The 12,205-nt window shown below is 72.0% G+C and carries 10 protein-coding genes; 4 read left to right on the top strand and 6 right to left on the bottom strand.

Translation table 11 applies throughout. The annotated features are described in order from the left end of the window. Positions 1-21: 21 nt before the first annotated feature. From sucC to DO944_RS12665, 3 genes are all read right to left on the bottom strand, one after another. The gene (gene sucC / locus DO944_RS12655) at positions 22-1,188 is read right to left on the bottom strand and encodes an ADP-forming succinate--CoA ligase subunit beta (RefSeq protein WP_112617479.1); all 1,167 of its coding nucleotides are present in this window, start codon (positions 1,186-1,188) and stop codon (positions 22-24) included. Positions 1,189-1,321: 133 nt separating this feature from the next. After that, the gene (locus DO944_RS12660; protein WP_023955690.1) at positions 1,322-1,924 is read right to left on the bottom strand and encodes a DNA-binding response regulator; all 603 of its coding nucleotides are present in this window, start codon (positions 1,922-1,924) and stop codon (positions 1,322-1,324) included. Further along, a complete protein-coding gene (locus DO944_RS12665) occupies positions 1,921-3,177 on the bottom strand; it encodes a sensor histidine kinase (RefSeq protein ID WP_258524715.1) in 1,257 nt (418 codons plus the stop codon). The genes DO944_RS12660 and DO944_RS12665 overlap by 4 nt, the downstream gene beginning before the upstream one ends. Before the next feature lie 112 nt (positions 3,178-3,289). Here DO944_RS12665 and DO944_RS12670 point away from each other — a divergent pair, with 112 nt between their 5' ends. Together DO944_RS12670 and DO944_RS12675 are read left to right on the top strand one after the other, a co-directional pair. Beyond that, positions 3,290-3,790 carry a small multidrug efflux protein gene (locus tag DO944_RS12670; RefSeq protein ID WP_112617481.1) on the top strand — a complete coding sequence of 167 codons (501 nt, stop codon included), beginning with the start codon at positions 3,290-3,292 and terminating at the stop codon, positions 3,788-3,790. 62 nt (positions 3,791-3,852) lie between these two features. Continuing rightward, positions 3,853-5,547: a long-chain-fatty-acid--CoA ligase gene (locus DO944_RS12675; protein WP_112617482.1), complete on the top strand. Its 1,695-nt coding sequence runs from the start codon at positions 3,853-3,855 to the stop codon at positions 5,545-5,547. Positions 5,548-5,556: 9 nt separating this feature from the next. Here the strand turns inward: DO944_RS12675 and DO944_RS12680 are convergent, their stop codons facing one another. Then, entirely contained in the window at positions 5,557-7,077 is a 1,521-nt protein-coding gene (locus tag DO944_RS12680; protein ID WP_112617483.1) for an FAD-dependent oxidoreductase, read from the bottom strand. A gap of 61 nt (positions 7,078-7,138) precedes the next feature. Here DO944_RS12680 and DO944_RS12685 point away from each other — a divergent pair, with 61 nt between their 5' ends. Together DO944_RS12685 and DO944_RS12690 are read left to right on the top strand one after the other, a co-directional pair. Beyond that, the gene (locus DO944_RS12685; protein ID WP_112617601.1) at positions 7,139-7,804 is read left to right on the top strand and encodes a TetR/AcrR family transcriptional regulator; all 666 of its coding nucleotides are present in this window, start codon (positions 7,139-7,141) and stop codon (positions 7,802-7,804) included. Positions 7,805-7,850: 46 nt separating this feature from the next. Beyond that, a complete protein-coding gene (locus DO944_RS12690) occupies positions 7,851-9,098 on the top strand; it encodes an acyl-CoA dehydrogenase family protein (protein WP_112617484.1) in 1,248 nt (415 codons plus the stop codon). Positions 9,099-9,194: 96 nt separating this feature from the next. Here DO944_RS12690 and DO944_RS12695 read toward each other — a convergent pair whose 3' ends face one another. Beyond that, positions 9,195-10,175 carry a hypothetical protein gene (locus DO944_RS12695; RefSeq protein ID WP_112617485.1) on the bottom strand — a complete coding sequence of 327 codons (981 nt, stop codon included), beginning with the start codon at positions 10,173-10,175 and terminating at the stop codon, positions 9,195-9,197. 74 nt (positions 10,176-10,249) lie between these two features. Then, positions 10,250-12,121 (bottom strand): alkaline phosphatase, encoded by a 1,872-nt coding sequence (locus DO944_RS12700; RefSeq protein ID WP_112617486.1) that lies wholly within the window; start codon positions 12,119-12,121, stop codon positions 10,250-10,252. Positions 12,122-12,205 lie beyond the last annotated feature (84 nt).

The following is a 12,205-nucleotide window of genomic DNA, read 5'->3' on the forward strand; positions in this document are numbered from 1 at the left end:
GGTCCTTTTCGCGTCCGGAGCTCAGGCGTTCGCCAGCTCGGCGGCCTTGTCGGCGCCCTCGTCCATACCGGCGGCGAGGGTCACGAGCGGGTGGTTCGCGTCGGCGAGGATCGCGCGGCCCTCGTCGACCTGGTTGCCGTCGAGACGCACGACGAGCGGCTTGGTCGCCGAGTCGCCCAGGATCTCGAGGGCCTTGACGATGCCCTCCGCGACGGCGACGCACGACGTGATGCCGCCGAAGACGTTGACGAAGACGCTCTTGACCTGCTCGTCGCCGAGGATGACGTCGAGACCCGAGGCCATGACCTGGGCGTTCGCGCCGCCGCCGATGTCGAGGAAGTTGGCGGGCTTGACGCCGCCGTGCTTCTCACCGGCGTAGGCGACGACGTCGAGGGTCGACATGACCAGACCCGCACCGTTGCCGATGACCCCGACCTGACCGTCGAGCTTGACGTAGTTCAGGCCCGACTCCTTGGCCTTGGCCTCGAGCGGGTCTGCGGCGCCCTTGTCCTCGAGCTCCTCGTGCTCGGGGTGGCGCACTTCGCTGGCGTTCTCATCGAGCGAGACCTTGCCGTCGAGAGCGACGATGTCACCGGCGCCCGTGCGGACGAGCGGGTTCACCTCGACGAGGGTCGCGCCCTCGCCCTTGTAGACGTCGTAGAGCTTGACGAACACGTCCGAGACCTTCTCGACGAGGTCGTCGGGGAAGTTCGCGGCGCGGGCGATCTCGACGGCCTTGGCCTTGTCGATGCCCTGCAGCGGGTCGACCTCGATGCGCGCGAGCGCCTCGGGACGCTCGACGGCGAGCTCCTCGATCTCCATACCGCCCTCGACCGAGCACAGGCTCAGGTACGAGCGGTTGGCGCGGTCGAGCAGCACGGAGAAGTAGAACTCCTCGGCGATGTCGGCGCCCTGTGCGACCATGACGCGCTGGACCACGTGGCCCTTGATGTCGAGGCCCAGGATGGCCTCGGCTGCGGCGTATGCCTCGTCGGGGGTCTTGGCGACCTTGACGCCGCCGGCCTTGCCGCGACCTCCGGTCTTGACCTGAGCCTTCACGACGACGACACCGCCGATCTTCTCGGCCGCCGCCTTCGCCTCCTCAGGGGTGTCGGCGATGATGCCGGCGAGCACCGGCACCTCGTACTTCTCGAACAGGTCTCGGGCCTGGTACTCGTAAAGGTCCACTGCAATCCTTCGCTGGGCGACGGTGGGTGATGGGCGTGAAGAATCTCGATGTCGAGAGATCGCCCGATCGGAAAGCCTACTACCCGCGCCTGACGGCCCCGTGCCCGCGCCCCGCCGAACGGAGGGGGCGGTGTCAGATCCAGCCGCGCTCGCGCGCCATGATCGCCGCCTGCTGCCGGGTGGCGAGATGAAGCTTGCCCAGCACCGACGAGACGTGGTTGCGGACCGTGCCCGCCGACAGATGCAGCGTCGCCGCGATCTCGGCGATCGTCTCGCCTCGGGCACCTGCCCGCAGCACGTCGAGCTCCCGATCGGTGAGGGGGCTCCGCTCGTCGCTGAGGGCATCGGCGGCGATCTCGGGGTCGACGTAGCGTCGCCCCGCGGCGACCTCGCGGATGACGGCGGCGACGTCGTCGGCGCGGCGGGATTTCGGCACGAAGCCGTCGACGCCGGCGCTCAGCGCGCGTCGCAGCACGCCCGGCCGCGCGTGCCGTGTGACGACGACGCAGCGCGCCGGAACCCGCTGCCGGATGCGGGCCGCCGCCTCGACCCCGTCGATGCCGGGCATCTCGAGGTCGAGCAGGCAGACGTCGGGACGCAGCTCGAGCGCCCGCTCGACCGCGCTCTCGCCGTCGCGGCATTCGGCGATCACCTCGAGGTCGTCCTCGAGCCGGAGCAGCGCGGCGAGGGCCGAACGGATCATGTCCTCGTCGTCGGCGATGAGCACCCGGATCACCGCGGCATCCCCTCGCCCGCTTGCTCCCGCCCCGCGGCGGCCGCGGGCGCTTCCGCCGGCACCGAGACGACGACCTCGAACCGGTCGTGCTCGCGGCGGGTCCGCAGATCACCGCCGGCCACCCCGACCCGGTGCGAGATGCCCGCGAGGCCCGAGCCAGCGCCGAGCGACGACGCCGGACCCGGGTCGTTGGCGAAGATGACACGCCAGAATCCGCCGTCGCGATCGAGCCGCACCTGCGCCCATCGGCCACCGCCGTGCTTGAGGACGTTCGTCGTGCACTCCCGGATCACCGGCCCCAGCAGGTCTGCGGGGGCGAGGACGGTGTCGGCGGCCACGTCCGACCGCACCGCGAGTCCGGCCGCGCGCAGCAGGTCGGCGGCGTTGGCCAGCTCGTCGGGCAGGGGCACGCCGCGGAAGCGTCCGGCGAGCTCCCGGGTGCCCGTGCGCGCCGCGTCGACGGAGGCTCGGGCCAGACGGATCTGTTCCCCCGCGGCATCCGGATCCCGGGCGAGCATCCGCTCGGCGAGCTCCAGCTGCAGCGCGATCACCTGCAGGTGGTGCCCCTGCAGGTCGTGCAGCTCGCCCGCCAGGCGCAGCCGCTCCTGCGTCGCGGCGAGGCGCGACTCGGTCGCACGCGCGCGATCGAGCTCGAGCACCACGTCCCAGGACCACAGCGACAGGGCGATGGATGCCGGAAGCGCGACGGCGAAGACGAGCAGCGCGAACGTCAGCGAGCCCACACCCGCGAGGGCCCCTTCGATGCGCGCCCGCTCCGCGAACCAGAGCGCGACGAGGGCGGCCTCCACCAGGATCACGCCGCGCCACCGGATGCCGGGCCCCCATCGCACCAGGCACAGGATCGTCGCCAGGACCGAGGCGCCGAACAGCACCGACACGGTCGCCGCGCCGAGCAGCACCGATCCGCCCACACCCAGCAGAACCGGCCACGACAGGAAGCGGCGCAGGCGAGGCGGGCGATCGGCCTCCCCCACATCGCCGTCGGTGCGGTATCGAACGAGCAGCACGACCGTCGAGACCAGGACGGCGATCGATCCGACCGCGTACCCGACGATGACCGCCGGATCCTCCAAGCGGGTGCGGACCGGCAGCGCCCAGAGGCTCCAGATGCCGAGCGCCGAGATCATGAAGAAGACGATGGACACGGCGATGTACCACGAGGTGGCCACGACCTCGCGGGCGAGCGTCGTGCTGCGCGGCGCGGCTGCCGGGCGAGGGTCGCGGTCGTTCACGAGGCCCACAGTACGGCCATGACGTTTGTCACGGTCCGGGTCGCGGAACCTCCCGGACTCCGGTGACGCCCCGGCACTCCCGTGAGCGTCGGGCCGCCGCTGGGATGGATCCATGACCAACCCCTTCGCAGACCTCATCCTCGGCTTCCAGGACCTCGTGGCCCGGATGCCCGACATCCTCCAGCCCGTCATCGTCGCCCTCGCGGGCGCTGTGCCCTTCATCGAGGGCGAAGGCGCCGCGGGCATCGGCATCATCGGCGGCATCCACCCCGTCGTCGCCGCGCTGGCCGGCGCCATCGGCAACTTCGTCTGCGTCGCGGTCGTCGTGCTCGTGGCCGCTCGTGTCCGCACGGCCGTGACGACGCGCGGCGGGGCACCCGAGAAGCCGAAGTCGGCCCGAAGCGAGAAGTTCCAGAAGGCGTACCACCGCTACGGCACCCCGGGCGTGAGCCTGCTCGGTCCCCTTCTGCTGCCCACGCAGTTCACCGCCGCCGCCCTGACCGCCACCGGAGTGCCCCCGCGCACCGTCCTGCTCTGGCAGGGTGCGGCGATCGCGATGTGGACGACGATCATCACGCTGTTCATCACCGGAGTGCTCTACGTCGCCACCTGACGCGCACGCAACCCCCAGGCCGTATTCAGCGGCGGGCATGCCGCGGAATGCAGGATGGGGACATGACCGCCCTCGAGTCCCGCCCGTGGCTGTCGGCCTACGCCGACGGCGTCCCCGCCGAGATCGACGAGGTGACGCAGACCCTGCCGGAGATGCTCGCCGCGACCGTCGAACGGCACGGCAACCGGACCGCTCTGGAATTCTTCGGCGCCACCATGACGTACCGAGAGCTCGGCGCGAACGTCGACCGGGCCGCCGAGGGGCTGCGCCGGCTCGGGGTGACCGCGGGCGACCGGGTGGCGATCGTGCTGCCCAACTGCCCGCAGCACGTCGTCGCGTTCTACGCGGCGCTGCGCCTCGGCGCGATCGTCGTCGAGCACAACCCGCTCTACACGGCCCGCGAGCTGCGCCACCAGTTCGAGGACCACGGCGCGCGCTTCGCCATCGTGTGGGACAAGACCGTCGACACCATCGCTGACTTCCCGACCGATCTGCGCGTCGAGCGCATCATCAGCGTCGACGTCACCGAGGCGCTCCCCCGCGGCAAGCGGATGCTGCTCCGGCTGCCGATCGCGAAAGCGCGGGAGTCGCGCGCCCAGCTGACCGCGAAGCCGCGGACCAAGGATGCACTGCCCTGGTCGAAGCTCGTCGACCACCGCCCCCTGTCGCGTCGTGCGGCGGGACCGACCCTCGACGACACGGCGTTGCTGCAGTACACCAGCGGTACGACCGGCATCCCCAAGGGCGCCGTCCTGAGCCACCGCAACCTGCGGGCCAACGCGATGCAGGGGCGCGCGTGGGTTCCCGGGCTCGTCGAGGGCGAGGAGACGTTCTACGGCGTCCTGCCGCTCTTCCACGCCTACGGCATGACGCTCTGCCTGACCTTCGCGATGAGCATCGGGGCGAAGCTCGTGCTCTTTCCGAAGTTCGACGTCGGCCTCATGGCGGATGCCGCGAAGAAGAGCCCGCCGACGTTCCTCCCCGCCGTGCCGCCGATCTACGACCAGCTCGCCCGCGGAGCATCCCGCGGCACCATCGACCTCTCGCGCGTGCGGTTCGCGATCTCGGGAGCGATGAGCCTGCCGGTCGCCATCGTCCGCCGCTGGGAGGACACCACGGGCGGGCTCCTCGTCGAGGGCTACGGCATGACCGAGTCCTCCCCCGTCGCGCTCGGCAATCCCATGGGTCCCTCGCGCCGCCCCGGCACGGTGGGGGTGCCGTTCCCGAGCACGGACATCCGCATCGTCGACCCCGACGACCCGTCGGTCGACCGCGAACCGGGCGAGGAGGGCGAGCTGCTCCTGCGCGGTCCCCAGGTGTTCTCGGGCTACTGGCGCCGCCCCGCCGAGACCGCCGACGCGCTGCTGCCCGGCGGCTGGCTGCGCACCGGAGACATCGCCGTCGTCTCGCCCGACGGTTTCGTCACGATCGTCGACCGGCTCAAGGAGCTGATCATCACCGGCGGGTTCAACGTCTCGCCCAGCGAGGTCGAAGACACCCTGCACGCGCACCCCGACGTGGAGGCCGCGGCCGTCGTCGCCGCTCCCCGTTCCTCGGGCGGAGAGGAAGTCGTCGCCGCCGTGGTGCTGCGCGACGGGGCCGAGCTCGACGTCGAGGGGCTGCGCGACTTCTGCCGGACGCGTCTGGCCGCGTACAAGGTCCCGCGCCGCATCGTCGCGGTCGACGACCTGCCCCGGTCGCTCATCGGCAAGGTGCTGCGACGTCAGGTGCGCGAACAGCTGCTCGCGCGGGACTGACCTCTCGGGTCAGCGCAGACGTCGCAGGCCCGTCGAAGCGGGACCCTCGATGCGCTCGCCGTCGGGGGTGAAGCGCGACGCGTGCAGCGGGCAGTCCCACGTGCACTCGAGGTCGTTCCACTCGAGCACACCGCCCATGTGCGGGCAGATCGCGCTGACCGCCCGCGTCTGACCGTCGACCGTCGAGACGCCCACCGGCCGGGCGTGGTGCTGCGCGACGGTCCCTTCGCCTTCCGCAGGCTGCGCGACCGGGGTGGACCGGGCCAGCGCCGCGGTCCAGCCCTGCGCGGCGACGGCTCCGACCTTCGCGTTCTCGGAGACCCCGCGCGCCAGGTCTGCGGGCACCGTCAATCGCGTTCCGATGACCGTCATCCAGGTCGGCCGCTCGCGCATCTTCTCGCCGCGAAGTTCGCTGGCGATCCGCAGGGCCGCTGCCGGCGCGTTCGTGAGCCCCCACTTGGCGTAGCCGGTCGCGAAGCGCACGCGACCGAGCGAGCGCGGCATCGAGCCGATGAACGGCACGAGGTTGTGCGAGGTGTAGTCCTGCGCCGACCAGCGGTGGGTCTCCGCGCCCACCGGGAACGTGTCCCGGGCCCACGCGATGAGCTCGTCGAGTTTCGCGAGCTCGCTGTCGGTCCGGCCGACCGGGTGTCCGGCGCCGCCGACGATGAGCTGCGGTGACCGCTCCGGGCCGGCACCGTCGGCGGCCGTCGCGGTGCGCACCGACCGGGTGGGGCTGTCGGCCGACAGGTACATGCCGTAGGGCACCTCGCCCTCGAGGTCGAATGACACGCACGCCGACCGCATCCCGCTCACCTTGGCGAAGTAGAGCCCCCGATCGGTGATGGGGGCACCCGTGGCGAGCACGATCTTCCCGGCGAACAGCGGGCCCGCCTCGGTGTCGACCCGCGGCCTCGGCACGACCCGCACCCGGCTCACCGCCGTGCCCAGGTGGAGCCGACCTCCGGCCGCGACGAACGCGGTCGCCAGTGCCGCCAACAGGCTCATGGGGTCGATCGCGCGCTGATCATCCAGAGCGACGGCGCTGGCCATGTGGACGGGACTGGCGGCGAGCTCGTCGGCGCCCGCGAGCCGCACGTCGAGGCCCGCCTCGCGGGCCGCCCGGTACTCCTCGGTCACGGCCGCCACGCCTTCGGCCCCCTGCGCATGCGTGTACGCGGTGCGGGTCGTGGTCGAGACCCCGAGCTCGTCCGCGGCGCGGGTGATCCAGTCGAAGCCGTCGCGGTTCGCGTCGACGTAGGCGCGGACGAGGGATGCCGGGTGGTGCCGGCGGAGCGACGACAGCGTCGTGCCCTGCAGAAGCGAGATCTTGCCGGTGTTCGAGCCCGAGGCGAGCTCGCCGATGCCGCCGCGCTCGACGATCGCGACATCCATGCCGCTGCGGACCAGCTCGAGGGCGGTGGCGAGGCCGGTCAGCCCCGCGCCCACGATGATCACGTCGTGCCGTCGACCGGGTTCGAACGGCGTTCCGGCGGGCACGGTGACGTCGGACTTCCAGAGCGCGGTCATCTTCGCAGTCAACGCCGAGCGCCGGACGGCGGCAAGCGACTTGACACTAGGCTCGGTGCCCATGACCGAGGCCTCCCGCACCCCCGGCGACCCTCTGGTGGCCGCGGCCGTCGCGATGTTCGACGAGCAGGGGTACGAGCGCACCTCGGTCGACGACATCGCGCGGGCGGCGGGTCTGTCGCGGTCGACGTTCTTCCGGCAGTACGGCGGCAAGGACGATGTGGTCTTCGCCGACCACGACGTGGCGATCGCGACGCTGCGCGAGCTGCTCGAGACGCCGCACGAGAGCCCCTGGCGGGCCGTGTGCGACGCCGCCCTCGCGGCCTTCGACCATTTCGCCGCCGATGTCGAGCTGGCGCGACGCCGGTATCGCGTGGTGAGGGGTGTCCCGGCGCTGCGCGAGCGCGAGATCGTCATGGTCTTCCGTTACGAGCGGCTCTTCGGCGACCACCTGCGCGAACGCCTGCCCGACCTCGATGCCGCCGAGGCCGTCGCCTTCAGCGCTGCCGTGACAGCGGTGCACAATCATGTCCTGCGCCGCCTCCTGCGCGGCGACGACGCCGTCACGCGAGCCACGGTGGAAGCCGCGCTGGACGACCTGCTGCATCGCTTCGGCGTGCACCCCGACGGTCAGGCGCCCGCAGCCGACGACGTCGTGGTGGCCGTCTTCCCCCGCCGCATGCCGCTCGCCGAGGTCACCCGCCGTCTCCGCGCCGATCTCTCCTGAGTGCAACCGGTGACACTCAGTGCCATTCGGGGCGATACTGGATGTCATGAGCGATGAAGCCGACCGTGATCTCGACGCGCTCCCCGGCGAGCGCGTCGCCTCGTATGTCCTGACGGGACGCCGCGACACCGACTACTACGGCGTCTTCGCCGACGTCGACGACGAGGACCGGGCCGCCTGGAACCGCGCCCGCGCCTTCGTCGACGAGGTGGGCGACCGGATGCAGCAGGCCTGGGACTCCGCGATCTACCCGATCGACCTCGTCCGGCGGATGGGTGAGCTCGACCTCTTCGTCGACGGCATCGAGCATGCGGACCTGACGCGCATCACGCCGCTCGGGGCGGGCCTGGTGACGATGGAGATCTCGCGCGGCGACGGCTCGCTCGGCACGGCGCATGCGGTGCAGGGCGGGCTCGCGCTGCGCACCCTCGCGCTGTTCGGCTCGCCCGCCCAGCAGGAACGCTGGCTGCGCCCCCTCGCGACAGGCGAGGTGCTGGGCAGCTTCGCCCTCACCGAGCCCGACCACGGCTCCGACTCGGTCTCGCTCGAGACCGTCGCCCGCCGCGAGGGCGACGAGTGGGTGCTCCGCGGCGCCAAGAAGTGGATCGGCAACGGCGCCTCGGGCGGCATCACGTTCGTGTGGGCACGCGTCGACGATGAGGGCGACGATCTGCACGGCTCGGTGCGCTGCTTCCTGGTCGAGCAGGACCGCCCGGGCTACACCGGCACCGTCATAGCGGGCAAGGCTTCACTGCGCGGCATCCACCAGGCTCACGTGGCCCTGCGCGACGTGCGGGTTCCGGTCGACGCGGTGCTGGAGGGCACGAGGTCGTTCCGGGATGCCTCGACCGTCCTCTACGCCACCCGTTCGGGGGTCGCGTGGTCGGCGCTCGGCCACGCGACCGCCTGCTACGAGGCTGCGGTCACCTATGCCGGGGAGCGCATCCAGTTCGGGCGGCCGCTCGCCCGCTCGCAGATGGTGCAGGAGCGCCTCGCGCAGATGCTCGACGAGCTCACCGCGATGCAGCTCTACTGCCGCCGCCTCGCCGACCTCGAGACCGCCGGCGGCCTGCGGCCGACCCAGGCCTCCCTGGCGAAGTACCACAACACCCGCGCCGCACGGCGGATCGCCCAGGTCGCGCGCGACCTGCTCGGCGGCAACGGCATCCTGCTCGAGAACGGGGTCATGCAGCACATGGCCGACATCGAGGCGATCCACACCTACGAGGGGACCGAGAGCGTGCAAGCGCTGTTGCTCGGCCGCGACATCACCGGCGTCGGCGCGTTCACCTGATCCGCCGAGGGGCCGCGCTTCGGAGGGAATCCGTACAACAGAGGATGCCGGGGCGGATGCGGCCCTCCGATGTGCGGATCTCCTCCGAACTGCGGCTCAGCGCGCGCGCCGGCGCAACACGATGACCGCCACGAGCGCGATGATCCCCGCGCCCAGCACGACGACGGCGATCGACGACCAGGGCACGGCCGGCGTCGAGAACCCCGAGGATGCCGCTTCGGGCAGCGGCACGCGATCGTCGCCGAGCGAGATCGGGGTCACCGCGACCTCGCCGGCGGCGAAGAACAGCGGCGTAATCGGCAGCTCGATGCGCTGCGTCGCCGATCCGCCGGGCAGCACCTCGAGCGCTTCACCGGCCCCCCCGCCCGGCATGAGCCCCAGCGGCCCCGCGGCCTCGGCGGCGGCGCTCGCCCCGAACCGGACGTTGCCGGTATTGGTCACCTGATACTCGACCGTCAGGGTCCCGGGCGCGAACGGAATCCACGACGGCGTGAAGCTCGCCGTGGCGGCGTCGATCCGCAGCGCGGGGGCGATCTCGCCGGCAACCTGCAGGTGCACGCGCACGCCGACGCGGTGCGTCACCGTCACACCCGTCTCGTCGGTGCTGAGTCCGACGACGATCCCCGCGGGATGATCGCCCGGCGTCGCGTCCGCCGGAACGGCGATCGTCACCGGCAGCACCCGGGTCTCGCCCGCCGCCAGGGCCAGCGACCCGCCGTCGAGCCCGCCGACATCGATCCACGCGCCGCCCGCCTCCGGCTCATCGGTGCGGACGTCGTACGCGCCGTCGGTGCCGACGAGCCCGTCACCGGCGGTGACGGCGAAGACGGCGGGTTCGGCGGAGTGGTTGGTGACCGCGACGGCGTCGGTGACCGCGGCGCCCGGGTCGATGGTGTGCCGCAGCGACACCCGGCCGTCGGGTCCCGCAGCGTCGGCGGGGACGACGCCCCACTCGATCGCGGGGGACTCCGGCGCGGCAGCCGATGCCGGGACGACGGTGAGCGAAGCGGACGCCGTCAGTGCGACGAGCACGCCGGTCGCCAGCAGCACGGCACGGACGAGAGGGATGCGGGGCATGGTGTCTCCGGTGAGCGTGGGCGGGGACGGGCGGGAGCCCGCCCCCGCCGATGGGGGTGTGCTGCGCGGGACGCTCAGTCCTGCGCGAACAGGGTGAGCGTGATCTCGCTGCCGTACCGACCGCCCGCTGCCTCGGCCGGGATCGACAGGTCGAGATCAGCGCCCACGACCGTCGCGCCCAGGCGCGAGGTGCGGTCCGCCGCCGCCAGAGTCGCGGGAGCCTCGAGGGTCGCGCGCCCGCCCGCGGCGGCGCCCGACTCCGACCGGACCACGCGCGGCGTCCAGGCGAGGTTCTCCGCCGCGAGCGTGCGGTTGCCCGCGACGAAATCGGTCGCGGAGCCCGCGAGCGTCCAACCGCGTCCCTGAGCGCGGACCTCATTGCGCGTATCGGCGACCGTCACGAGCGGCAGAGTGGCGTCGAGCCCCTCCCCCGAACCGCTGAACGACACCCGCTCGCCGTGGCCGGCGACGCTCAGGCTCAGGGCCCCCTCCGCCTGATGCCCCGCGACCGTGGCCTCGAGCGCCACCGCATCCGCCGAGCTGCGCTCGCCGTGTCCGAGGAAGTCGAAGATCGTCTCGCCGATCGCGGTGTTGTCGAGATAGGCGCCGCGGACGACGTCCCACTGATCGGCGCGCGCCTCGAGCACCTCGGCCCCGGCGCCCTTGGCGAAGAGCGGAACGAGCGCGTTGGTGTGTCCACCCGAGTGCCAGGTGAGGTCCGGCAGCTGACCCGCCGTTCCCGTCATCGGCGTCCATCCGGCCTCGGGACCGGCGCCCGCACCCGCGAGGTAGCCGGTCTCGTGGTCTGCGGTGACGACGACGAGCGTCTCGTCCCAGCTGCTGTTCTCCTCGACCCACGCCTCGACGGCCTCGACGGCGTCGTTGAAGGCGATCTGCTCCTCGATCAGGCGCGTGGTCTGGTTCGCGTGGCCGGCCCAGTCGACCGCCCCGCCCTCGACCATGAGGAAGAAGCCCTCGTCGCCCGTGTCGAGCACGTTGAGCGCGCCGCGAGCGAGCGTGTCCAGGTCGGGGACGTCGTTCGCGGGATCGGTGTACGGCAGCACGGCATCGTTGGCGAGACCGGGACGGTTGTACTGCAGCGTCTCGGCCACCTGCGCGAGGCCGAACACTTTCTCGGGGACGGCGGTGCCTGCGGCGAGAGCCTCGAAGTCGGCTGTGTCGTCGATGAAGCTGTAGGGCGTGGCGCCCGTCGACACCCGCTCGTAGTCGTTCTGCGCGATCCAGGTCCAGTCGGCGGCACGCGACTGGTGTCCGTCGGTGTACATCGGGTGTCCGCCGCCCATGAGGACGTCCACGCCGCTGTCGATCATCTCCGCCGCCAGGCCCTGGTAGTCGTTGCGGTCGGCGTTGTGGGCGATGAAGCCCGCGGGGGTGGCGTGGTTGAAGGGCACGGAGGTGACGAGCCCGACCTTCTTACCGACCTCCTGCGCCTGCTCGCCCACGGTGAGCAGGCGGTCCCCGCCCGGCTCGAAGCCGAGGGTCCCGTTGTTCGTCTTCACACCGGTTCCGAGCGCCGTGCCCGCTGCCGCGGAGTCGGTGGCGCCCGAAGCGACCCAGTCGAAGTCTCCCCACGCCTTCTCGGTGACGTACTCCGCCCGACCCGAGGCCGAGTAGTGCGACTGGGCGACCTGGACGGGCCAGGTCTCGTAGGCCTGACCGGGCGTGGCCGCCTCGTGCGCGATCGCGCCGGTCGCGGGATGGACGGTGACCTGGTGCGCGCTCGTTCCGTGCTCGTAGAGGCTCGCGGCGTCGAACTGGTTGTAGCCCGCGCCGTCCGAGATCATCAGGATGACGTTCTTCGGAAGGGATGCCGGGTCGGCCTCGGTCGCGCCCGCGGCGATGGCGGGTGCCGACGCGAGGGCGATGCCGGTGACGATGCTCGTCGCCGTCAATGTGCAGGCGCGCGTGTGCGCTCTCCGTTGCATGGAGATCCTCTTTCGTATCTGGGGGGAGGTGCGAAAGCCGCCGCGTGCGGGCGGCCCTTCAACGGTGGTCGGCGCAGATGGCCA

Source organism: Microbacterium sp. SMR1 (genome assembly GCF_003289625.1).
Classification (GTDB): domain Bacteria; phylum Actinomycetota; class Actinomycetes; order Actinomycetales; family Microbacteriaceae; genus Microbacterium; species Microbacterium plantarum.